Annotated in this window: 17 protein-coding genes; 7 read left to right on the top strand and 10 right to left on the bottom strand. The window is 70.6% G+C overall.

Going from position 1 to position 22,367, the window contains the following annotated elements; translation table 11 throughout:
• Window positions 1-3: 3 nt before the first annotated feature.
• The 3 genes from A6048_RS15250 to A6048_RS18335 all read right to left on the bottom strand — a co-directional run bounded on the left by A6048_RS15250 (window position 4) and on the right by A6048_RS18335 (window position 3,643).
• Window positions 4-1,308 carry an FAD-binding oxidoreductase gene (locus tag A6048_RS15250; RefSeq protein ID WP_107746707.1) on the bottom strand — a complete coding sequence of 435 codons (1,305 nt, stop codon included), beginning with the start codon at window positions 1,306-1,308 and terminating at the stop codon, window positions 4-6.
• Between the two features lie 78 nt (window positions 1,309-1,386).
• Window positions 1,387-2,709 (bottom strand): YncE family protein, encoded by a 1,323-nt coding sequence (locus A6048_RS15245; RefSeq protein ID WP_200837355.1) that lies wholly within the window; start codon window positions 2,707-2,709, stop codon window positions 1,387-1,389.
• 151 nt (window positions 2,710-2,860) lie between these two features.
• The gene (locus A6048_RS18335; RefSeq protein WP_146166339.1) at window positions 2,861-3,643 is read right to left on the bottom strand and encodes a hypothetical protein; all 783 of its coding nucleotides are present in this window, start codon (window positions 3,641-3,643) and stop codon (window positions 2,861-2,863) included.
• A gap of 155 nt (window positions 3,644-3,798) precedes the next feature.
• Between A6048_RS18335 and A6048_RS15235 the strand changes: the two genes are divergently transcribed.
• On the top strand, window positions 3,799-4,875 hold the full coding sequence (locus A6048_RS15235; RefSeq protein WP_235027573.1) for a DUF368 domain-containing protein: 1,077 nt from the start codon (window positions 3,799-3,801) through the stop codon (window positions 4,873-4,875).
• A gap of 64 nt (window positions 4,876-4,939) precedes the next feature.
• On the opposite strand, the gene A6048_RS15230 is transcribed toward A6048_RS15235, so the two are convergent.
• The 3 genes from A6048_RS15230 to A6048_RS15220 all read right to left on the bottom strand — a co-directional run bounded on the left by A6048_RS15230 (window position 4,940) and on the right by A6048_RS15220 (window position 7,030).
• A complete protein-coding gene (locus tag A6048_RS15230) occupies window positions 4,940-5,527 on the bottom strand; it encodes a dihydrofolate reductase family protein (RefSeq protein WP_107746704.1) in 588 nt (195 codons plus the stop codon).
• Window positions 5,528-5,579: 52 nt separating this feature from the next.
• Window positions 5,580-6,563, bottom strand: coding sequence for an SRPBCC family protein (locus A6048_RS15225; RefSeq protein ID WP_107746703.1), 984 nt, complete (start codon window positions 6,561-6,563; stop codon window positions 5,580-5,582).
• Between the two features lie 119 nt (window positions 6,564-6,682).
• Window positions 6,683-7,030, bottom strand: a complete 348-nt coding sequence (locus A6048_RS15220) for an ArsR/SmtB family transcription factor (RefSeq protein WP_107746702.1) — start codon at window positions 7,028-7,030, stop codon at window positions 6,683-6,685.
• Window positions 7,031-7,122: 92 nt separating this feature from the next.
• Here A6048_RS15220 and A6048_RS15215 point away from each other — a divergent pair, with 92 nt between their 5' ends.
• On the top strand, window positions 7,123-10,506 hold the full coding sequence (locus tag A6048_RS15215; RefSeq protein WP_235027572.1) for a DEAD/DEAH box helicase: 3,384 nt from the start codon (window positions 7,123-7,125) through the stop codon (window positions 10,504-10,506).
• A 43-nt stretch (window positions 10,507-10,549) separates the two neighbouring features.
• Here the strand turns inward: A6048_RS15215 and A6048_RS15210 are convergent, their stop codons facing one another.
• From A6048_RS15210 to A6048_RS15200, 3 genes are all read right to left on the bottom strand, one after another.
• A complete protein-coding gene (locus A6048_RS15210; RefSeq protein ID WP_107746700.1) occupies window positions 10,550-11,341 on the bottom strand; it encodes an ROK family protein in 792 nt (263 codons plus the stop codon).
• Between the two features lie 76 nt (window positions 11,342-11,417).
• On the bottom strand, window positions 11,418-11,717 hold the full coding sequence (locus A6048_RS15205; protein ID WP_146166338.1) for a hypothetical protein: 300 nt from the start codon (window positions 11,715-11,717) through the stop codon (window positions 11,418-11,420).
• Window positions 11,718-11,804: 87 nt separating this feature from the next.
• Entirely contained in the window at window positions 11,805-12,644 is an 840-nt protein-coding gene (locus tag A6048_RS15200; RefSeq protein WP_107746698.1) for a hypothetical protein, read from the bottom strand.
• Window positions 12,645-12,873: 229 nt separating this feature from the next.
• Here A6048_RS15200 and clpB point away from each other — a divergent pair, with 229 nt between their 5' ends.
• From clpB to A6048_RS15185, 3 genes are all read left to right on the top strand, one after another.
• Complete coding sequence (gene clpB / locus A6048_RS15195) at window positions 12,874-15,426, top strand: ATP-dependent chaperone ClpB (protein ID WP_107746697.1); 2,553 nt, start codon at window positions 12,874-12,876, stop codon at window positions 15,424-15,426.
• Between the two features lie 402 nt (window positions 15,427-15,828).
• On the top strand, window positions 15,829-16,713 hold the full coding sequence (locus A6048_RS15190; RefSeq protein ID WP_107746696.1) for a sulfurtransferase: 885 nt from the start codon (window positions 15,829-15,831) through the stop codon (window positions 16,711-16,713).
• A gap of 141 nt (window positions 16,714-16,854) precedes the next feature.
• The gene (locus A6048_RS15185; protein ID WP_244911018.1) at window positions 16,855-19,083 is read left to right on the top strand and encodes a hypothetical protein; all 2,229 of its coding nucleotides are present in this window, start codon (window positions 16,855-16,857) and stop codon (window positions 19,081-19,083) included.
• Window positions 19,084-19,147: 64 nt separating this feature from the next.
• On the opposite strand, the gene A6048_RS15180 is transcribed toward A6048_RS15185, so the two are convergent.
• Window positions 19,148-20,638, bottom strand: coding sequence for an Ig-like domain-containing protein (locus A6048_RS15180; RefSeq protein ID WP_107746695.1), 1,491 nt, complete (start codon window positions 20,636-20,638; stop codon window positions 19,148-19,150).
• Window positions 20,639-20,830: 192 nt separating this feature from the next.
• Between A6048_RS15180 and A6048_RS15175 the strand changes: the two genes are divergently transcribed.
• Together A6048_RS15175 and A6048_RS15170 are read left to right on the top strand one after the other, a co-directional pair.
• Window positions 20,831-21,550 (top strand): hypothetical protein, encoded by a 720-nt coding sequence (locus A6048_RS15175; RefSeq protein ID WP_107746694.1) that lies wholly within the window; start codon window positions 20,831-20,833, stop codon window positions 21,548-21,550.
• 84 nt (window positions 21,551-21,634) lie between these two features.
• Window positions 21,635-22,339, top strand: coding sequence for a hypothetical protein (locus tag A6048_RS15170; RefSeq protein ID WP_107746693.1), 705 nt, complete (start codon window positions 21,635-21,637; stop codon window positions 22,337-22,339).
• The last annotated feature ends 28 nt before the right edge of the window (window positions 22,340-22,367 follow it).

Below are 22,367 nucleotides of genomic sequence, written 5' to 3'. Positions count from 1 at the left end.
GGGTCAGGGCCGGTCGTAGCGGATGTTCTCCCGCGGGGTGCCCACGGCGACCATGCCGTTGACGGTCGCGCGCAGCATCTCCGGTGACCCGGACACCAGGACCTGGCGGTCCGCCCACGAACCCCAACCGGTGACCACGTCGACCAGCGTCCCGGTCTGCCTCCGGTGCAGGGTCCGGGGCAGCTCCTGTCGTGGGCCGGCCCACCACGGGTCGGCGTCCTGCTCGGAGACCGGTTGGATGGTGAGCCACGGCGCGGTGGCGGCCAGGTCGACGAGCGTCGGCAGGTCGTAGAGGTCGCCGGGGTGACGCGCGCCGTAGAACAGGTGCACGCGTGGGTTGAAGCCGTGCCGCATCATGTCCAACAGCAGGCAGCGCAGCGGGGCGATGCCGGTGCCGCCGGCCACCATCAGCACATCCCGGACGGGTTCGGTGCGGTCCACCTCGAGCAGCCCGAGCGGCCTGGCCAGGACCCACCGGTCGCCCACGCCGACGCCCCGGACCAGGGACCCGCTGAGCGCCCCGCCGGGGACGTCGCGGACGTGGAACTCGATCTGGCCCGCCGGGTTGGCCGGGATCGAGGGACTCAGCCGGCGCCACACGCCCGGGGTGTACGGGGTCAGGACGCTCAGGTACTGGCCCGGGTGGTAGTCCACCATCACGTCGGAGATCAGCCTGACCACCACCACGTCGCGGGTCGGCCGGAGCACCTCCACGACGGTCGCACCGACCCTCGCGGGCCCCTGAGCTGCGGCCGCACCCTGTTGAAGAGCAGTCGAGAGCACCCGGTACGTGGTGCCCAGGGTGGTGGCCAGCCGGTCGTCCCAACCGCGGCCGGCCAGGTGGCGCAGGGTGTCGGTCATGGCCTCGCCGAATCGCTCGTGGTGGCGGGGGGAGAGTTCGAGTTTGCGGTGGTCGGCACCCAGATGACGGGCGAACTCCACCACCTCCGCGACCTTGGCCTCGTCTCCGCGGGCGTTCTCGACGGTCTCGAGCGCCCACGTCATGGCGCGGACGAACCTGCCGAGCACCCCGGAGGCGTCGCGGGGGAACAACTCGCGGAAATCCGGGTCTGCCTCACGCAGGGCGCGGGCGAACATGTCGACGAAGCGCGGGTCGGCGACGAGGTCGCGTAACGCGAGCAGCGGGGGAGTGTCCGCGGAGACCGGGACGGGGTCGGTCAGCGGGGTCGCAGTGGGGTCGGCGACCCGGCCGAGATACGGCGCGAGGTCGATGTCCGAGACGAGGCGCTCGACGTCCGCGGCTCGGGAGGAGGCGTCGTCGGCGTCCTTCCCTGAAGTTCTGACCACCTCCGCGCCTCCAACCTGCTCACCTACCGTCGGCGTCCGCCGGTGCCCCAGGATAGCGGCCGGCGCCGGTCCCGGCGGTCAGGAGAACACGGGGAGGGGGCTTCCCGGGGCGGGGAGCGGAACCGGGTTGCCGCTCCAGTCCTGCGGTGCCACGCCGATACGCATGCGTTGGGGGTGGTACCCGACGGGGATCTGGGCCACCTCTTCACCGGTCTCGAAGGACAGGACGCTCACCTTGTCGCTCTTGGCCCAGGACACGAAGCAGTGTTCCCCGGTGAGGTCGGTGGTGACCCAATAGGACTTGAGCCCGGTCGAGACCAGCGGCCCGTGCTGCATGGTGTCCCGGTCGACCACCGTGGCGTAGTCGCTCATCGTGCCCGCGACGCAGATCTTGGTGCCCTGGGGGTTCATGGAGATCCCGTGGTGTCCGGAGTCCAGCAGATGGGCCTCGCGGGGCACGTCGCCGGCGGGTGTGATGGGCAGGTCCACGATCCGGGTGATCTCGTCGGCGTCGATGTCGTACTCGATGAAGCCGTGGAAGAACGAGACCTGGAAGTACATGAAGCGGTAGTCCGGGGAGAAGGTCATCGGCCGCACCCCGATGCTCAGCTCGGGACGGCCGGCCTCGGCGAGCCGGGCGCGCAGATCGACGCGCTTGATGACCTGCAGCGTCTCGGCGTCGACGAACTGCAACACCCGCTCGCCCTTGGTGACGTCGGCCCACGGTTGGTCGAGCGGCGTCCAGACGTTGCCGATCGACTCGTTGACGATTTGCGTGCCGCCCTTGATGTAGGTGTTCTCGTGGGCGTTGTCGCCCGAGGGGAAGGTGCCGATCTCGCGGCCCGTCGCGGTGTCGAGGACGTGCACCAGTTTGGCGGTCGAGGCACTCACGGCGACCTGAGATCCGTCGGGGCTCACCGCCATGTGGTCCGAACGGAACCCCTGGACCGGGAAGCGCCAGGCGATCTCACCGGTGACGATGTCGATCGAGACCACATCGGCGAAGCTCGGCCGGGACACGATGAGGTTCCGGCCGTCCTTGGTCGAGTACATGTCGTCGACGTACTGGTCGTGGCCCTCGCCGACCATCTGGCGGATGCCGTAGTAGAGGGCGAGGCGGGCGGGGTCGCGGTGGATCTCCACCAGGCGCTCGTTGCGGTCCGGGATGATGTTGATCCGGGCGATCCGATGGAAGTCGCCGTCCGGGTGTACCGCGTCGGCGGTGCCCTCCCAGTTGTTGCCCACCCAGAGGACGTTGCGCAGGCCCTCGGCAGGGTTCACGTACGGCGATTCGACGGTGGCCGCGGAGACCGTCGGTGGGGCGACCACACCGCCGAGGGCGGTGACCGTGGCGAGCGCGATGGCGCCTGCGGCTCGGGCGAGGACGGGCGGGCGGTTCACGGCGGCTCCCGGGATCAGCGTTTCTGGACAAGCGTCCGGTTGGCACCTGGGAGTGTACGGAGCCCGGTTCACGGGGTCAACGGTTCACGGGGTCAACGGTTCGCCGGGTTTGGGTTCGGGTTCGGGTTCGGGTGCGGAGGGCCCGGCCGGCTCACCGGCCGAGGGTGATGTCCACTCCCGCGCGGAGCTCGTCCTCGGTGTAGGTGAGCTGCCCCCGGCCGGGGATCTCGATCAGGTAGAACGGTGCGCCCGAGGGGATCTCACCGAAGTCGAAGGTGAAGGTGCAGGAGGAGAGGTCGCCCCCGTCGTAGGCGAGGACCGTGCTGCCGAGGGTGGTGTACACGCCCTCGGTGAGCGTGATCCGCGTGCCCTCGCCGATGTCGGAGAGGGTGACCGGCAGGTCGCAGCCGGATCCGTCGCCCGAGACCGGCTCGCCCGGGGACGACATCACGGTGAAGCGGCCCTCGACGGTGAACAACGCCCCCGGCGGGCGCTCGGCGGGCGGGGCGGCCTGGGGTGGGAGCGGCCCGCGCAGCTGGTCGGTGGGGCCGCGGCCGGAGTCGGCGCCGGGGCCGAACAGCGCGAAACCCAGGACCACCACGACGACGAGGGCCAACCCCCCGACGATCGCCGCGGCTGCAGTCCTGCCGCTCCTGCGGTCGTTCCGAGGGTCGTCCTCCGGTGGCGTGCCCTGGCCGGGTCGGCCGTCCGGCGGGGGCGGCCCGGGCTGGAGGTGAGTGCCGGGTGGGTGCGGCCAGGTGTTCTCGCGCCCGGACGCTGGTCCGGCCGCCTCGCTCCCCGACCCACTCCCTGACCCGGGCCCCGTCGACTCGGGCCCCGTCGACTCGGGCCCCGGGACCGGGGAGGGCAGGGGCCGGGGTGGATCGCCATAGCGGTAGGTGCCGTCGTCGAGCGGCGGGTAGTGCATCGGCATGACGCGCTCCCTTCGTCGACCGGTCGAAAACCCCGGATCGTCGCCCCGGTCCGGACGATTCTAGTCGGCCGCGACGTGACGGGTTGGTCACAGGAATAGCCCGTGGGCGGGGTGGTGACTGGGCGTAGGGGCGTGTCGTCGGGGAAAGTAGAGGGATGTCTGTCGAGTCACCACGGCCTGCGTCCACTCCGGAACCGGGAGAAACGCCCCCCGGCGCGGCGGCGGAGTCGGTTCACCACGACCCCGTCGCGGACTCCGATCTGGATCCGCGCTCGCCGGTCCCCGCCCCTCCGGGGCCGCTCGGGGTGCTCGGCAACGGTCTCCGCGGCGCGCTGATCGGCATGGCCGAGCTCGTGCCCGGCGTCTCCGGGGGCACGGTGGCGCTGGTGACGGGCGTGTACCCGCGACTGCTGGACTCCGGCGCGCACGTGGTGGACGGGATGCGGTCGGCCGCCCTGGGCCCGGAGCGCCGGGCGCGTACGGCTGCGGCCTTCCGGCACGTGGACTGGTGGCTCCTGCTGCCGCTCGCGGTGGGCATGCTGGCGATGGTCTTCACCATGGCCGGCGTGATGAAGGGATTCGTCGAGGGCAGCCCGGAGATCGCGCGGGGACTGTTCCTGGGGATGGTCGCGGCGAGTATCGCCGTACCGCTCGGGATGGCACGGGCGACACCCGGCGGACGGAACTGGGTGCTGGGGCTGATCTTCGCCGGCGGCGCGGCGCTGGCGTTGGTGCTGTCGGGGTTGCCGAGCGGGTCGATCAGCGATCCGTCCTACCTGCTGGTGTTCGTGGCCGCGGCGGTGGCCATCTGCGCGCTGGTCCTGCCCGGGGTGTCGGGGTCGTACCTGTTGCTCGCGATGGGGCTCTACGCGCCGACACTCGGCGCCGTCGACGACCGGAACTTCGCCTACCTCGGGGTGTTCGCGCTCGGCGCGCTCCTCGGTATCTCGCTGTTCGTCAAGGTGCTCGACCGGTTGCTCGAGGATTTCCGCAAGCCCACGTTGATCGCCATGGCGGGCCTGATGCTCGGCTCGTTGCGGGCGCTGTGGCCCTGGCAGACCGAGGAGGCCGACGTGCTGGCCCCCGGCTCCGACTGGCCGATGGTCCTGGCCGCGGCCGCCGTCGGCGTCGTCGTGGTGGTGATAGTCCTGGCGGTCGAGCGGGTGTTCGCCGACAAGGCCGCGACCACCGACCCGGACCCGCGGGTCACCGCGCTCGAGGACCGCGAGTAGCCGGAACCGCCGGGCGACCGTCCCCGCTGGGCTGATCGTCAGGTGGCCCCTGCAGGGCCGATCGTCAGGTCGCCTCCGGAGGGGCGACATCGAAGACCATCTTCTGGACGCCGTTGCCGTAGGCCTCGTGCTCGGTGAGGACGAGTGCGGTGGCATCGACGTCGGCCGCGCTGAACAGTCGCTTCCCCGCGCCGAGCAGCACCGGGAACACCAGCAGGTGATACCGGTCGACCAGGCCCGCGTCGGACAGGGCGTGCCCCAGCGTCGCGCTGCCGTGGACGAGGATCGGGCCGCCCTCGGTCTCCTTGAGCCGGGCCACCTCGTCGACCGAGCGCAGGATGGTCGTCGGTCCCCAGTTGTCCACGAGATCGTCGGCGGTCAGGGTGGAGGACACCACGTACTTCGGGAGCTCGTTGTACCGGGCGAAGTCCTCGGTCATCTCCGGCCAGATCGGTGAGAACGCCTCGTAGCTCCGTCGACCGAGCAGCAGCGCGGTGGCCTGGTCCTGCTCGCGGCCCTTGATCTCGTACGCGGCCTCGTCGTAGGCCACGTCCTTGTACGTCCAACCGGCGTTGCGATAGCCCTCCTCGCCGCCGGGAGCCTCCATGACCCCGTCGAGCGACATGAAGGCCGTGATGATGAGTGGGCGCATGTGGGTCCTCCCGGTGTGCGCTGGTGGTGTGGGGATGCGATCCGGTGGCCGCTCAGGCCCGGGACAGGACCTCCGATTCCAGCCGCCGGTAGCCCGCCTCCATGCCGTCCGTCATGCCCGTGCCCAGGATGATGTCGCGCATCTCCTTGTCGGCGTACGTGACGACGAGGGAGACCAGGGTCCCGCCCTCGACCGGGGTGAGGGTCTGCTCGTTGTGCGTGGGTGGGCCGTCGACCCCCTCCATCGTCTCGGTGAAGACCTCCCGGTACGGGGGATCGGACTCCAGGAGCTCGCCGGTGAGGGCGAAGGTCTCTCCCTCCACGCCCTGCTCGGGTGAGAACTCGTAGCGGTGCCTCTCGCCCGGTGCCGCGGCCGGCTCGCAGACGGTCATCGACCAGCCGTCCGGTCCGAAGCTCCACAGTCGGAGGAGCGCCGGGTCGTGGTGCGCGTCCCAGATCTGCTGCGGCGTCCCGCGCAGGACCCTGCTGATCCGGACCTGCGTGTCGCTGAGGAGCTGCGCGGCGGTCGCGCGGTCGGCGGCGAAGGAGCGCAGGTCGGCGAGTACGTCGTCGATCTGGGCCATCGCGGACCGGGTGCCCTCCTCCACGCCCATTGCCAGGAGCTTCTCCAGCTCGTCGAGGCTGTTGAAGTACGTCGTGGTGGTCAGGCGGGCCCCGGAGTCGGTCTCCTCGAACGCGAAGGTCGCGCGCATGGTGGGCAGCTCGGTGTTGGGGCGACCGTCCTCGTGGGTGAAGCCGTCCAGGATCTCGAACGAGTTGCCCTCGTCCACCGCCAGGTGCTCCCAGTAGCCACCGCTCCTGCTCCCGTCCGGCCCGGTCATGTAGTACTCCGACCGGCCGCCGGGGTAGATGTCGTGCCGGGTGAACGTGGCCGGCCACTCCGGCGGCCCCCAGAACCTCTCCAGCTGGCGCGGGTCCACATACGCGTCCCAGAGCCGGCGGACCGTCACGGGGAAGTCGGCGACGATGGTCATCGTCAACCCCTCGAGGTCCTTGTCCACGGATGTCACTGGCATGATCGGCCTCTTTCGTTGCGGCGGTCTGCGGATGGTGCTGGGTTCGGTGTCGTGTCGGTGTCGGTGTCGGTATTGGGTTCGGGTTCGGGCTTGTGCGGGTGGGGTCGGGTCAGGCCGGGTCAGTCGTCGGCGAACAGGGCGTCGAGTCGGTCGATGCGCCCCCTCCAGAGGCGCTCGTAGCCGTCCAGCAGGCGCTGGGCCCTGCGGATCGCCTCGGGATTGCCCCGGATCCGGCGTTCGCGTCCGTGGCGGTCGTCGGTCACCAGTCCGGCCTCCTCGAGGACGTTGACGTGTTTCCGGACCGCCGCGAACGACATGTCGTAGTGGTGGGCGAGGTCGGAGATGGAGGACTCGTCAGTGAGCGTGCGACGGACGATGTCCCGGCGCGTGGCATCGGCCAGCGCCCGGAACAATCGGTCCACCTCATCGTCATCGAGAGACACCTCGTGCGTGCGATATGAAACCATTTGGTTTCACGTTAGGTCGGGGCGGCAGGGATGTCAATGGTGTGGCCGAACTCGCACGCCGTCTTGTCGTGGGTGGCCCCTACCCTGGGTGCGTGCGGTCGAGCGTGTGGGTCCCCGAGTCCGAGGTCGAGCGGTTCGTGGGGTCCGCGGCGCTGGCCCGTTCGCGTCCGTACGCGACCCCGGACGCCATTCGCGAGGTGGACTACACCCCGGAGTCGCGGACGTTGTCGGCCCTGGTCAATGGCAGCGGTGGCCGCTGGTACCGGACCGAGGTCGCCTTCGGCACACCCGATCCGAGCGGCTGGTCCCGGCCGAAGCTCAGCACGTGCACGTGCCCGGTGGCGATGCGGTGCAAGCACGCCGCGGCGCTCATGCTGTTCGCCGGCGCGGGACTGGACAGCGGCGCGGACGGAGGCGCGGACGGCGGCACCGAACCGGTTCCCGAATGGCGGAAGCGGGTCGAGGAGTTGCTGCACGCAACTGGGTCGCAGTCGCCGCCGCGGGAGCCCGAGGTCTACGGGCTGCAGCTGTCGATGGTGGCGGACGAGACCGTCGACGACGGGTGGGCCGGTGGGTTGCGCCCGGGGCTGGGCAACCGACTCCGCGCGCGCATCGTGGTCCCGGGTCGGGGCGGGCGGTGGAAGTCGGCGGGCGTGGAATGGGACCGGTTGCGCTACGGGTGGACCGCGGACATGAACGCCGCCCAGACCAGCTGGTTCCGCGCCATGGACGCGCTGGCCCGCAGTCGTCGCCAGGCCAGGGTCTGGCTGGACCTGTGCGATGCCGAGGTGCCCGCGCTGTGGCCGCTCATCTCCACTGCTGCGGAGGCGGAAGTGGAGATCGTCCCCGATGACGGTCTGCACGACGTCCGGCCCGGGCCGCGCCGACGCGTGGGACTCACGGCGTGGTCACCCGACGGCCGGGAGGTGGTGGTCACCGCCGCGGCGGAGATACTGCCGGACTCCGACGGCGCCCGGACGATGCCCGACGACGACGAGGAGCTCGACCGCCCCCTGCCCGGCGCCCTCGTGGGGGAACGCGGGGACCTCGTCGCGGTGGTCCGGGGCCGGGTGCTGGAGCTGTGCCCGGTCGGGCGACTCGACCCCGGGGTGGCCCGTGATCTGCGCCGATGGCGAGAGCTGACCATTCCGGACGAGGCCGTGCCCGAGTTCTGCGGCGAGTTCCTCCCCGGCCTCGTCGACGCGTTCCCGGTGATCGACCGCGCCGGTCGCCTGGAGCTGCCGGAGAAGGACCGCGTGGAGTTCGAACTCGTGATCCGCCGCTACGCCGGGCCCGACTCCTCGGACGGGCCGGACCTCGTCGCGGAGTGGTACCGGCTCGACGTGATGCGGATGAGCGACGGTACCGAGACGGTTCGGCGTCGTCCACTGACGGCCGGGGACCTGGGGGATGCGGGCCCGATCCTCGCGGACCCCGATTCGCTCGACCTCGCCGTTACTGCAGAGGAGACCGGGTGGGGATGGGTCGTCACGCCCGGGCCCTGGCGGGTCACGGGGCATGACGCCGCGGTACTGCTCGCCGACGGGGTGGCCGCGTTGCGCGCCCTCGAGGGGGTCCGGGTGACCGTGCGCGACGGGGTCCCGGAGATACGACGCGCGAGCGAGGGGCCGCGGATCACGGTCGCGGCCGAGGACGACCGGTCCGGGATCGACTGGCTGGGACTGTCGGTGGGCGTGACCGTCGAGGGGCGTCCGGTACCGTTCGCGACCGTGTTCCGGGCGGTGGTGAGCGGGCAGTCGGAGTTCGTCACCGAGGACGGCGTCCTGGTCCCCGTGGACCTCGAGCGCTTCGGTGAACTACGCACCCTGCTCGACGAGGCGCTCGCGGCCTCGGCTGCGCGGGCGGGCACGGCACCGGGCCCGGGCGACATCCGGATCGGGCTCGGCCAGGCGGGACTGTGGGCGGACCTGGCCGAGCTGGCCGACGACCTCGCGCCACCCACCGGGCGGGCGCAGGCACTACTCGAGCTGGCCTCGGATACTCCAGAGCCGGTCCCGGTCCCCGCCACGTTGGAGGCCGAGCTGCGGCCGTACCAGCAGCAGGGGTTGGGCTGGTTGGCCATGTTGTGGCGACACCGGATCGGCGGGATCCTGGCCGACGACATGGGGCTCGGCAAGACGGTCCAGGCGCTGGCCCTGATCGCCCACGTGCACGAGACCCACTCGCTCGGTGTCGGTGCCGGTGCCGGTGCCGGTGCCGAGACGGCGGGCGCCTCGCCGGGGCCGTTCCTCGTGGTGGCGCCCTCGTCGGTCGTGCCCAACTGGGAGGCCGAGGCCCGGAGGTTCGTGCCCTCGCTGCGCGTGGCCCGACGCTCGGCCACGGAGAGCAAGTCGCCCACCACCGTGGCCGAGGACGCGGCCGCCCACGACATCGTGGTCACCTCCGCGACCGTCCTGCGCCTGGACGCCGAGGCGTACGCAGGGATCGGTTGGGCCGGGGTGATCCTGGACGAGGCCCAGCAGGCGAAGAACCCGGCGTCCAAGCTGTTCGCCGCACTGGCCGGTCTGCGCGCGGACTTCCTGCTCGCGGTGACCGGCACCCCCATGGAGAACAACCTCACCGAGCTGTGGGCGATCGCGGCCCTGTCCTGCCGTGGAGTGCTGCCCGACGCCAAGGAGTTTCGGTCGCTGTTCCGCACGCCCATCGAGAAGGACGGCGACGCCGAGGCGCTGCATCGCCTGCGCCGCCGACTGCGCCCCTTCCTGCTGCGGCGCCGCAAGGAGCTGGTGGCCGGCGAGCTGCCACCGCGCACGGATGCGGTGATGGAGGTGGAACTCTCGGCCGCGCACCGGCGGGTCTACGAGCGCGAACTCGCCCGGCAGCGGGCATCGCTGCTGGCGCTGCTCGACGACTTCGACTCCAACCGCATCAGCATCCTCGCCGGACTGACCGTGCTGCGCCGGCTGTGCCTGGACCCCTCGCTGGTGGACCCCGATCATGCGTCGATCCCCTCCGCCAAGACCGATGAGCTCATCGCGTCGCTGCGTGAGGTCGTGGCCGAGGGACACCGGGCGCTGGTGTTCAGCCAGTTCACCAGCTACCTCGACACGGTGGTCGACAGGCTGCACGCCGAGGGCATCACGGTCGCTCACCTCGACGGCAAGACCACCGACCGGGCAGGAGCCGTCGGCAGGTTCACGGAGGGCGGCGCGCAGGTGTTCTGCCTGAGCCTCAAGGCCGGGGGCGTGGGCCTGAACCTGGTGGGCGCCGACTACGTCTTCCTGCTGGATCCGTGGTGGAACCCGGCGACCGAGGCCCAGGCCGTGGACCGGGCCCACCGGATCGGCCAGACCAGGCCCGTGCTGGTCTACCGGATGGTCGCCCGCGACACCATCGAGGAACGGGTCGTCGAACTACAGCGACGCAAGGCCGAACTCTTCGCCTCCGTGCTGGACAGTGGCGAGCACTTCTCCGCGGCGCTCACGGCCGACGACCTGCGGGGGTTGATCGAGTAGCGGGATCACCGCACCGCCGGCGCGGCCGGACGCACCTGCCGGATCACCGCACCGCCGGCATCGCCAGCCCCGCCGCCACCGCGGCCCCGAACAGCGCGGTATCCCGCGACGGCGAGAAGACGACCCGCGGCGCCGAGATGGTGTGCGGCAGCGTGTGGAGCTGCTCGGCGACGGGCCCGTGCAGCGCCTCGCCCAGGCCCACCACGATCCCGCCGGTGAGCAGGACCGTGCGCGGCCGGAACAGCTGGACGGCGTCCACCACGAAGGAGCCCAGCCGGTGGGCGTAGATCTCGGCGGCGCCGTCGCCGTGTTCCCGCTCCAGGTCGTAGAGCCCGTGCCCGCCCAGGCCCCACCACGCCTCGGTGGTGCCGCCGTCCACGACCAGGCGCCAGTGCCCGAGGTCCCACCCGGTGGGCCCGCACGGGTGGATGAGCGCACCGTGGCGGTTGAGGGCGCCGAAGGACAGGCTGGTGCCCAGGGAGATCGCGATGCCGCCGAACTCGACGTCGGGCAGTTGGGTCAGCGCGAGAGCGTGGGCGTCGCCGTGACCGATCACGGACACCGGCGCATCGAGAAGCGCGACGAGGAGCGAGCGCATCGATCCCTCGGCCCAGGCGGCGGCGCGGGAGGCCTCGATCACCCCGCGGTCCGCGTCGACGTGCCCGCTGACCGACACCCCGACCCCGTTGGGGGACGGGTCGACGGCCCGGATCGCCGCGGCCAGATCCTCGGCGGTGGCCACCTCGGCCCCGTGGACCCCCACGACGCGGCCGTCGAGCACTGCCCCGATCCGCGTCCCACTGCCGCCGATGTCGACGACGACACCGTTCCTCATCAGATCGCCTCCCGTTCCACACCGACCATTGTCACCAATAGTTCGTAGCGGGCGGGTTTTTGGGTGTGGTGGGGTACTAGCCGGTGTCGATATTGCGGATCGGGTCGCTCGTCTGGCCCACGGTGCTGCAGTAGAGCTTGGCCGACTCCTGGTTCAGCGTCACCTCCATACCGGCGGGATCCTCCTGACCCTTCTCGTCCAGGAAGGTGGTGATCACCTCGCGCTGGTCCTCGGGCGGCATCTCCATGTAGTCGCCGCAGGTGGTGTCGCCACCCTGGTTCGGGTCCATCGCGTTGCAGCCGGTGAGTGACGCCAGGGCGAGGGCGGCGGTGGCGAGGGGGGCGACCAGCATCGCGGGCCGGGTTCGGGTGGGCACGGGAGACCTCCGGGGAAGACGACGACGATGAGGTGAGCGTAGGCCCGCCGGGCCGGGTGTGCCCGAGGTATCGGGGATCGCTCGGGATCAGTGGCAGCCCACCAGGTGGAGAGCGAACCGGTCGCCGGTGCCGAGGTGCATCTGGGGGTCGGGTCCGGGCCTCTCCGCCATGATCTCCCGGCTGTGCCGGGCGGCGTGATCGACCCCCACCGCGTGCATGAGTTCGTGCATCGTCAGGGCACGGGACCACGGGTCGCCCGGGACGGGACTTATCTGGTCGGGCCGGAGGGTCACCGAGCCCTGGAGGATCAGTCCCTCGGGCCAGATGGCCGGACCGCCGACTCCCGCCACCTCCGCGTTGTGGAACATCGGATGATCCCCGTAGGTCACGGAGATGGCTCCCCGGCTCTCCCTGTCCTCTTCCGAACCCGGTCCCGCGTATCTGAGGGCGAGTCCGCTGGCCGAGGCGAGGGTCTCGACGGCCCAGGCCAGGTCGGCCTCGCTGCCCGGCGGCGCGTCGAAGGACCACACGGGGACGTCGTGTCGGCAGGGCCAGTGGGCGATGTAGGTGTCGTCGACGATCTCGACCGCGAAGTCGACTCCGGGGACCAGTCCCTCCGGCGCCGGGTAGTCGTCGGCCAGTCGTGGCGACCACTCTCCCTCGTGGGCGACAGGGGTGCCCGGGATCGTGTAGCGCTGCTCTCCGATCTCCGCCGCCGGGCTGAACAGACCCCCACCCGCTCCTGACAAACTCGCCGCAGCCGTGCCGAAGGAGGCCACCGTCTCGCGGTGTTCCTCCGGGACCACCTTGGACAGCAGGTACGGGGAGGATCCGACCGCCGCCACTCCCAGGACCACGGGTACGGCGAATGCCACCAGGTAGGCGAGGAGGGTGAGACCCGAGGGAACGGTTCGGTGGGTCTTCACGGGCCTGCCTGGGGTTCGGGTGCGACGGTCGGATCGTGCGCCGGTCGGACGGGAGGGGGCCGTCCGGATTCGTCAGAGCGTACTCATATGGTGTCGGCACTCACACCGGAATCCATCGACTTGAGCGGAATAGACTCAACTGTTCGGTAGTTGTACAGATTGTCCGGCCCCAACCAGGCCGAATTTGATCCGAGTACGCTCAATAACACGTCGAAGAAAGGACCGGTTGATGAGCCAGTTCAACCCCACGACCAAGACCCAGGCGGCTCTGTCGGCCGCAGTCCAATCCGCCTCGGCGGCAGGGAACCCGGATGTCCGTCCGGGTCACCTCCTCGTGGCGCTGCTCGAACAGCAGGACGGGATCGCCACGCCGCTGCTCCAGGCCTGCGGGGTGGACCCGCAGCTCGCGCTCACCCAGGCCAAGAGCCTCACCGCGAGCTACCCCAGCGCGTCCGGCTCGGGACTGGCCGCCCCCAACTTCAACCGCGACGCCCTCGCCGTCATCAGTGCCTCCCAGACCCTCGCGTCCGAGATGGGCGACGACTACGTCTCCACCGAGCACGTGCTGGTCGGCATCGCCGCAGGCCACAAGGGAGGTGACGCGGCCAAGCTCCTGAACGAGCTCGGTGCCACCGAGGACGCGCTCACGCAGGCGTTCGCCGCGGTCCGGGGCAACACCCGCGTGACCACCGAGAACCCCGAGGACCAGTACCAGGCCCTGGAGAAGTACTCCACAGATCTCACTGCGCGAGCACGTGAGGGCAAGATCGACCCGGTCATCGGCCGCGACTCGGAGATCCGACGCGTGGTCCAGGTCCTGAGCCGACGCACCAAGAACAATCCGGTGCTCATCGGCGAGCCCGGCGTGGGCAAGACCGCCATCGTCGAGGGGCTCGCTCGACGGATCGTGGACGGCGACGTCCCCGAGTCGCTCAGGGGTAAGACCCTGCTCTCGCTGGACCTGGGGTCAATGGTCGCGGGCGCCAAGTACCGCGGCGAGTTCGAGGAGCGGCTCAAGGCCGTGCTCGACGAGATCACCGCTTCCGAGGGCCAGATCATCACCTTCATCGACGAGGTCCACACCATCGTCGGCGCCGGCGCGACCGGCGAGGGGTCGATGGACGCCGGGAACATGATCAAGCCGATGCTCGCTCGTGGCGAGCTTCGCCTTGTCGGTGCCACCACGCTCGACGAGTACCGTAAGTACATCGAGAAGGACGCGGCCCTCGAGCGCCGCTTCCAGCAGGTCTACGTGGGGGAGCCGAGCGTCGAGGACACGGTCGGCATCCTGCGCGGGCTCAAGGAGCGGTACGAGGTGCACCACGGCGTGCGAATCACCGACTCGGCGCTGGTCGCCGCCGCGACGCTCTCGGATCGGTACATCACCCAGCGGTTCCTCCCCGACAAGGCCATCGACCTGATGGACGAGTCCGCGAGCCGGCTCAAGATGGAGATCGACTCCCGCCCGGAGGAGATCGACGCCGCAGAACGGATCGTGCGCCGACTCGAGATCGAGGAGGTGGCGCTGCAGAAGGAGACCGACGCCGCGTCCAAGGACCGGCTGGTCGCGCTCCAGGCCGAGCTGGCCGACTCCAAGGAGAAGCTCGCCGAGCTCACCGCGCGGTGGCAGAACGAGAAGACCGCCATCCAGGGCGTGCAGAAGGTCAAGGAGGAACTCGACGCGCTGCGCACCGAGTCGGAGAAAGCCGAGCGCGACGGCGACTATGCGCGGGTCGCCGAGATCCGCTACGGCCGGCTGCCCGAGCTGGAGAAGCAACTCGCGGGCGCGGAGGAGAACGACGCCGCATCCAACGCCATGCTCAAGGAGGAGGTCGGCCCGGAGGACATCGCCGAGGTCGTCTCCGCGTGGACCGGGATCCCCGTGGGCAAGATGCTCCAGGGCGAGACCGAGAAGCTGCTGCGCATGGAGGACGAGATCGCCCGCCGCGTGGTGGGACAGCGTGATGCTGTCCAGGCGGTGTCTGACGCTGTCCGCCGGTCGCGTGCGGGGGTCGCCGACCCCGATCGGCCCACCGGTTCCTTCCTCTTCCTGGGTCCGACGGGCGTGGGCAAGACGGAGCTGGCCAAGGCTCTCGCGGAGTTCCTGTTCGACGACGAGCGCGCCATGGTCCGGATCGACATGAGCGAGTACTCGGAGAAGCACAGCGTCTCGCGGCTGGTGGGTGCCCCTCCGGGGTACGTCGGCTACGAGGCCGGCGGGCAGCTCACCGAGGCCGTGCGGCGGCGTCCGTACACGATCGTGCTGCTCGACGAGGTCGAGAAGGCGCACCCGGACGTGTTCGACATCCTCCTCCAGGTGCTCGACGACGGCCGGCTCACCGACGGCCAGGGCCGCACCGTGGACTTCCGCAACACGATCCTCGTGCTCACCTCCAACCTGGGCGCGGGCGGGTCGCGGGAGCAGACGATGGACGCGGTCAAGCGAGCCTTCAAACCGGAGTTCATCAACCGGCTCGACGACGTGGTGATGTTCGACTCGCTCAGCGAGGAGCAGCTCGAGCACATCGTCGACATCCAGGTCGACGAGCTCGCCCGGCGTCTCAAGGGTCGGCGACTGGTCCTGGAGGTCGACGACGCGGCCAAGGGCTGGCTGGCCCGGCGCGGCTACGACCCGGCCTACGGCGCCCGCCCGCTACGCCGGCTGGTGCAGCAGGCGATCGGCGACAAGCTGGCCCGGGCTCTGCTCGGCGGCGACATCCGCGACGGTGACACCGTGCGGGTCTCGCTGGCAGAGGACGGCGAGTCGCTGAGCCTGGGCTGATTCGCCCAATATCGAATGGGCCCGGTCACCCGTGTGGTGGCCGGGCCCGCTTCGGTGTGAACACCCCGGTCCAGGCGGCCCTCGTCCGTGCGCTCGCCGTGGTGTTCGGTTGACGTGTGGCTCGTCCGGAGGTGGTTCCGTCACGAAGAGTGTCGACCGTACTCAGGTTTACGTCGACTGGGTGGGCGGCGGCGAGCTCGGGCCGCGGACGCTGATCACTTCCGTGCATCCGTGACGCAGGCGAGGCCGCCCGAGAGGATCGCCGCATCGGCCGTGGACTGAGTCCATGAGTCTTATGTGTGACCGCCCCGGCGCCGGGTGTCCACCCCCGGCGACCACGGTGTGACGGGATAGCCAGGAAGGAGGGAACCACGTCGTCGTCATCGGGACTATCCTCGAACCGTGACCAGTAACCCCGCCCCCGTCCCCGACACCCAGGTCAGTCCCCTTCTCGTCACGGCGCGTGAGTTGATCAGCGACGTGGCGAGTCTTCCCACCCCCGTGATCCTCGACGTGCGCTGGCGGCTCGGCGATGCCCGCGGCCGGGAGCACTACTACTCCGGTCACATCCCCGGTGCGCAGTACATCGACCTCCCCACGGAACTCTCGGGCCAGCGCAACGTCCGGGAGGGCCGCCATCCGTTGCCCTCACACGACGACTTCGAGGAGGCACTGCGCCGTGCCGGGGTGCACAACGACAGTCGTGTGGTGATCTACGACGACTCCGGGAACACCTCCGCGGCGCGCGCCTGGTGGCTGATGCGGTGGGCCGGCAAGGAGAACGTCTACCTCCTCGACGGCGGCCTCAAGGCGTGGATCGCCGAGGGCGAGGACCTGGCAGTGGGGCCGGGTAATCCGGTCGAGCGCGGCGACTTCACCTTTGCGCTCGACCACATGCGCACGGCCGACATCGACGAGACGGAGGTCAGCCCCGCCGAGGGTGTTCTGATCGACGTCCGCGCGGCCGAGCGGTACGCCGGACACACCGAGCCGATGGACTCGCGGGCCGGCCACATCCCGGGCGCCGTCAATCTGCCCACCGCGTCGTTCCTCGACGGGAGCGGACGGTTCCTACCCGCCGAGCGCCTCCGTCAGATGTTCGCCGATGTGGGCGTGACCAGCGGTAGGGACACGGTGGTCTACTGCGGCTCCGGTATCCACGCGTGCCATGCGCTCGCGGCGATGGAGATCGCCGGGATCGAGGCGGGGCGACTGTTCCCCGGTTCGTGGTCGCAGTGGTCAGCGGACCGAAAGCGGCCGATCGCGCTGGGCGAGAACCCCCGGTAGCCCGGACCCCGTCCGGCCACCGGGCCCCGGGCGCGTGTCGCCGGGTGCATGGCCGGGCGCGGCTCTCCGGGAGCGTCCAGGTCACGCAGCGCCGCAGAGCCTGGCGGGCAACCCCACCAGCGCTGACTACCCTCTGTGGACATGGTCGTGTTCTGGTTCCTCCTGGCCCTCGCGCTGCTCGCGGCGGCGCTCATCCTCCTACGCCTGGACGCCAGGCAACGCGGGGGTTCCGCGTCTCGCGAGACCCCGCCGGCGGTCGGCGCCGGATCGGTGGGTGAGGAGGCCCGATCCGACGACGACGACGAGGTCCCTCCCGTCGCCCCGCCGGCGGGTGAGGTCGACCCGGACCAGGCGGAGCGCGGTGACGAATCCGGGGTTCCGCAGCTCGCGCCGTTCCAGCGCGCGACTGACCACGGCGCGACTGACCTGGGCGCGGGGGAACTGGGCGCAGAGAATCCGGGCGTCGACGAACCGGATCCCGGTGGGGGAGCGGATCTCCGGGAGGAGCCGGAGATCGCAGGGATGTCGGAGGACCCGGTGGTGCCGGAGGCGGGCGGGGTGAACTCCGGGGTGTCGGACACCGGCGGGGTCGACCCCGGGCACGTCGTTGCCGGGGCCTCCGCCCCCGAGATGTCAGAGCGCGTCGCCGGGCCCGATCCCGAGCGCACCACCGAGCCGGTCGACCCGCCCACCGACGAGCGCACCACGGCGCGCGCCGCTGAGCCCACCGCCCAGTCGTCGCCGCGTCTGCTCGATCGGGTCCGGGGCTTCCTCCCGGCGCGCCGGCAGACCGGGCGCCCACCCGAGCCTGCGGCGGCGCCCCCGGCGGACCCGCTCGCCGACTCGCCGGTGGTGCGGTGGCTGGAGGACCGCGAGTTCGAGCCCACCCCCACCCCGGCGCCGGAGTTCCGGCACGGCGATTTCGCGGGTGGCCTCAGCGCGTTGGGCACCGTCTCGCACGGGATGTTCCGCGGTCGCAGGGCGATCATGGGCGTCTCCGGTGGTCGGACGGTCCTGGCACTGCGCCGCGACACGGCCTCCGATGTGGTGCTGGACCTGAGCCGCGCCGACGTCGATGCCGAACCCGGATTCCACGACGCCGGTGAGGTCGCGTCCCTCGAGGCGCGGAGTTCCGACTACGGGCGGCTCGACCTGATCGACCGCGATCGTCTGACCAGCGCTGTCAGCGAGGTCCCGGCCGGCGTGCGACGCATCTGGGCCGAAGGCGAGTGGGTGGCGGCGACCATCGACGGTGTCAACGACCCGTCCACCTGGGACGACGTCGTGGTGGCCCTGCATGCCGCGGCGGACGTGCTGGCCCCGTTCCCGCCCATTGGTGGCCGGGCCCGCGCCCTGCCCCTCGAGATCGACCCGGGCGCGCCGGGGGCGGCGGACGGCCCGGAAGCGGACCCCACGGTGGGTATGGACGGTGAGGTCGGGACCGGTACGCACGGACTGACCGCTCCGGCGGCCACCCCGGATCCCCCGTCCGGAGACGTCCTCGGACAGCAGACACCGGTCGCGGCCCCTGCGCAGGCCACGGCCGTCGAGGACCGGGGCGAACAGTCCCCGGACGAGGAGCACTTCCCGGACGAGGGCCACTCCCCGGAGAGAACCGAGCCCCGGCGGGCCGGGCACCTTCGACTGGTGCCCGAGCGCAAGAGTGCACGCGATCTCGCCGACGTCCCCGTGGTGGCCGACCGCGGAGACACCGGCGACGACCCCGGTTCCGAAACGGGGCCGGACCCCGTATCCGCAGCCGACTCGGAGCCGGCGGGGGACACCGTGCCCGGCATCGAGGATCTCCCCGCGAAGGAACCCGTGGCGGAGGAGCCCGACCCCTTCGCCGAGATCATGGAGCCCGCAGGGCCGGTTCCGGCCCGCGGTGACGTGGCCGCAGACCATCTGGCCCCGAGGCCGCCCCTGTCCCGGCCGACCCGCGGCGCCGGCCAGGCCTATCCCGAGGACGCCTCGGTCCCGCCGCTGGCCGCGGGCTTGTCCACGGGCGGGTCCGGTATCAAGCCGCTCGGTTCGGAGGACGACGAGGACGAGATCCGTACCGAGGTGGAGCGGTTCGACGCGGCCCGCATCGACGGCGGGTCGGATCTGGACGCGGGGACCGGTGGGCGTCACGCCCAGCCGGCGGAGGACGAGACCCCCGTGTGGCTGCGACCCGAGGTGACACCCGCGCCCCCGAGGGCCGGCAGCGGCAAGCATCGGCGTGAGGAGCCTGAGGTCGAGCAGGCCCCCGACACCGGTTCTCCGGCTGCGGCCTCGGACACTACGGCTTCCGGTCGGGAGCGGCCGGGCGTGGAACCGGACGTCGAACAGACCACGCGCATCCAGATGCCGCCGGACATCCGGGACTGACGACCGACGACGAAGGACCCGTCCGCGCGGGATGCGCGGACGGGTCCTTCGTTTGTGCGGGGTGTCAGCTGCCGGTGAGTGAACCGAGGCTGCCCGTGAGTGCACCCAGGCTCCCGGTGCCGGGAACGATCGGCGGGTCGAGTGAGGGGTCGGTGCCGTTGACGGTCACGGTGACCGGTGCGGGCGAGGTGCCTGCCCACTCCTCGAAGTCCTCGACGAAGGGCACCGATTCGACTCGGTACGTCTGCGTCCTCGTCTGGGGGAGACGCTCGATGCTGTCGGTCCAGCTCATCGTGTTGCCCTCGGGCAGGGCCATGGGCTCGCCGATGGCGGTGTTGCCCCGGAAGAGCTGAACCCGGAAGCCGTCAGGAATGGTGGTGCCGGACGGACGGACGATGGAGGCGTTGATGGTGACCGGCACGAAGCCCTCATCCTCCTGGTTGAGCACTGCGGTGAGGTTGAACGTCGTGGTGTAGGTGACGGTCGGGTCTCCGGTGAGCGTCACAGTGATTGGCGTGGACGTGCTGCCGGTCAGGTCACCGTCGACACCCGAGAACTCCGCCACGACGGTGCGGGTCTCATCCGGTTGCCCCGGGGTGAGCGGGTCGAACGTGTGCTGGATGGACGCCACTCCGCTCGAATCGGGGGTCGCGGTACCGAGGATCTCGTCCGAGGTGGCGTCACGGAACGTGACATCGCCACTGGCGATCTGCGGCAGCACCCCGTATTGCGTTCCGACCTGGGCGGTCAGTGTGGTCGGCTGGTTGGGGCCCAGCACGTCGACCGAGCTGGTGACGGTGGTGGTGGTGTCGAGCAGGACCGGGTCAAGGTCGCCCACGGTGGTCGTGGTGAGCTCGGCGGCGTCGGCCCCGGAGGTGCACTCGTTGGCCACCGCGTTGTTGCTGAAGGAGCTCGTGCGGGCCTTGATCCACTGGAAGTCGGTGGACGCGGCGCTGAAGCCGGTGAGGTTCGCCCCGGGCAGTCCGATCGAGATCTCCTCACCCACCGTGGCGGGAGCGCGCATGACGACTTCGAGCGACGGAAGACGGAAGTCGGTGCTGGCGTTGACGGTCAGACCGCCGGTGCCGTTGGTGCTGTTGGAGGTGCCGTACCTCGCCGAAACCCCGCCCCAGATCCGAGCCACGCCGCCATTGGCGCTGGTGGTCTTGGAGGTGGCGTCGACGCGGCCGACCTGGGCGGTCCCGCCCACGTTGAGGCCGTCGGAACCCAGATTCAGACCGATGATCGAGGCGTTGGCGGGGAGCGCGTAGTCGAAGGTGATGCGCTGGAGCGCGCGGTTGTTGTTGCGCATCTGGCCCGGTTGGAGGGTCACGGAGAAGAACTCACCCGGGGCCACCTCCTCGGGGAAGGTCACGTCGAACTCGGTGGGCGAGACGAGAGCCTGTCCGACGTCGGTGCCCTGGCACGTGAACGTCACCGTTCGGGTGTCGTCGATCACATCGGCTTGGGCGTTGGCCGTCGGCGTCACGGCGACCGCCGTGACCGCGGCCATGGAGACGCCGGCCAGTGCCGACGTGAGTCTTTTCATCAACATGGGGCTTGGGATCCTTCGATCGTGGGGCCGACGATGGTCGGGAGACGTTAGGGGGACTGAAAAAACGGTAGCAGTAATTGTTGTGATCTGTAACACTTCAGTGAGAGTTCCGTTACTCTTGTTTTCAGTTTCCCCGCCCGGGCTGGCCTCTGAGACCGGGCATGTTCACCCCACCCCCGAGGAGCCCTCACAATGCCCACACGCCACACGTCGGTACGCCGCGCTACAGCGGTCACGCTGACCGCCTTGGCGGCTATCGCCGCTGGTGGGGTCGCGTCCGCGCAGATTCCCGGCGAGAACCGTGCCACCCAGGTCTTCCCCGTGGACGACCGTCGAATCCAGTTGGCGGTACAGGGTCCAGACACGGCCACCGGATCCGTCAGCGGCAGCATCCAGAACAACACCGATTCGAACCTCACATGCACTGGCGTGGACGGTAGTCCAGCAGGAACCGTTACCCGCGACACGATCGTGGCGCAGAGTGTGGACTTCTACGCCCAGTTCCCCTACTCGCCGCTGCAACCGTTCACTCTGGGAGTCCAGGGTCCGGGTTTCGACGACCAGGTCTTCGATCTCGGCAGTGCGGTCGGCTCCGCCCCGGCCAGCCTGGCGCAGATGCTGTGGCCCGATCTCGCTGCCATGTCGCCCATCGCGCAGTCCTACGACGCGGCCCGCCTGGCGGGCCAGGCCGTCTCGATGGGTACCTCCCTCTCGGTCCCGGCCCGCACCAGTCAGCCGTTCACGGTCCAACTCCCGCGGCCCAGCGTCGGGGGGTGGCAGGACTTCAGCACCGGGGTGTTCGTGACCTGCGTGCTCGACGGCCAGCGATACGTCTTCCACGGCTATGAGAACGGTCGCCCGGCCGTCATCCCGGACCCCAGCGGCGACACCGGTCGCTTCCCGGGCAGCTGATCCCCCGATGCTGACGTCGAATCCAGGAAGCAGCCACCACCCCCACCTGGCCAGGCACAGGCCGGACTCTCAGGAGAAGACCGAATGAAGACTCCCACCAAGACTGTTCTCGGCGCGGCCGCCGCAGTCGCATTCGCAGCCACGACCGTCCTCGCCGGCGGAGTGGCTGCCGCACAGATCCCCGGTGCCGACAACGAAGGCGTCGTCGTGATCACCGACAGCGACCTCGTCGAGGTCACCGTCGACGACAAGGGCGAGGCGCCCACCCAGATCTCCGGAAGCATCACCAACACCGGTGACCGCCCGCTCCGGTGCGCCACACCGGGGCTCGACGGAGCCGAGTACCCCGGCCAGGTGACCGAGGCCGGCGTCGTCGCTCGGGCCATGAACTACTACGCGACCCACATCTACGCGCCCGGTGGCTTCGCGATCCCGATCGGTGGCGGCGGCCCCGTGTTCGCCGGCAGCCTCTACGACATCCTCCCCGGCGGCAGCATCGGCGGTTCCGTGCTCGGGGACTCCACGGCCGAGCTGGTGGAGATCCGCGATATGCAGGCCGCGGCGAGACTCGCGGGGCGTACCGGCGATCCGCGGGTCGGAGCCTCGACGGCCTTCACCCTCGGCGCCGGGCAGTCGTCCGACTGGGTCGCCGACCTCGCGGTGCCGGGCACCGGCGACCGCGGCGAATGGCAGGCGGCGGCGATGTTCTTCTGCCGCCACACCTCGAACCCGGTGGAGAACTTCGTCTTCGCCGGATTCGAGAACAACGAAGAGCCCGGGGTGCTGTGATGCGCCTGCCCGGGTTCCGGACACCCCA

The sequence above is a fragment of the Dietzia psychralcaliphila genome (assembly GCF_003096095.1).
Classification (GTDB): domain Bacteria; phylum Actinomycetota; class Actinomycetes; order Mycobacteriales; family Mycobacteriaceae; genus Dietzia; species Dietzia psychralcaliphila.
Note: the sequence above shows the minus strand (reverse complement) of the source record. Positions and strands in the feature narration are given on the sequence as shown.

Excerpts from the sequence above, each read along its gene's own strand:
- A6048_RS18335 (WP_146166339.1), bottom strand. The coding sequence starts at position 3,643 with ATGCCGATGCACTACCCGCCGCTCGACGACGGCACCTACCGCTATGGC.
- A6048_RS15235 (WP_235027573.1), top strand. The coding sequence starts at position 3,799 with ATGTCTGTCGAGTCACCACGGCCTGCGTCCACTCCGGAACCGGGAGAA.
- A6048_RS15230 (WP_107746704.1), bottom strand. The coding sequence starts at position 5,527 with ATGCGCCCACTCATCATCACGGCCTTCATGTCGCTCGACGGGGTCATG.
- A6048_RS15225 (WP_107746703.1), bottom strand. The coding sequence starts at position 6,563 with ATGCCAGTGACATCCGTGGACAAGGACCTCGAGGGGTTGACGATGACC.
- A6048_RS15220 (WP_107746702.1), bottom strand. The coding sequence starts at position 7,030 with ATGGTTTCATATCGCACGCACGAGGTGTCTCTCGATGACGATGAGGTG.
- A6048_RS15210 (WP_107746700.1), bottom strand. The coding sequence starts at position 11,341 with ATGAGGAACGGTGTCGTCGTCGACATCGGCGGCAGTGGGACGCGGATC.
- clpB (WP_107746697.1), top strand. The coding sequence starts at position 12,874 with ATGAGCCAGTTCAACCCCACGACCAAGACCCAGGCGGCTCTGTCGGCC.
- A6048_RS15185 (WP_244911018.1), top strand. The coding sequence starts at position 16,855 with ATGGTCGTGTTCTGGTTCCTCCTGGCCCTCGCGCTGCTCGCGGCGGCG.
- A6048_RS15180 (WP_107746695.1), bottom strand. The coding sequence starts at position 20,638 with ATGTTGATGAAAAGACTCACGTCGGCACTGGCCGGCGTCTCCATGGCC.
- A6048_RS15175 (WP_107746694.1), top strand. The coding sequence starts at position 20,831 with ATGCCCACACGCCACACGTCGGTACGCCGCGCTACAGCGGTCACGCTG.
- A6048_RS15170 (WP_107746693.1), top strand. The coding sequence starts at position 21,635 with ATGAAGACTCCCACCAAGACTGTTCTCGGCGCGGCCGCCGCAGTCGCA.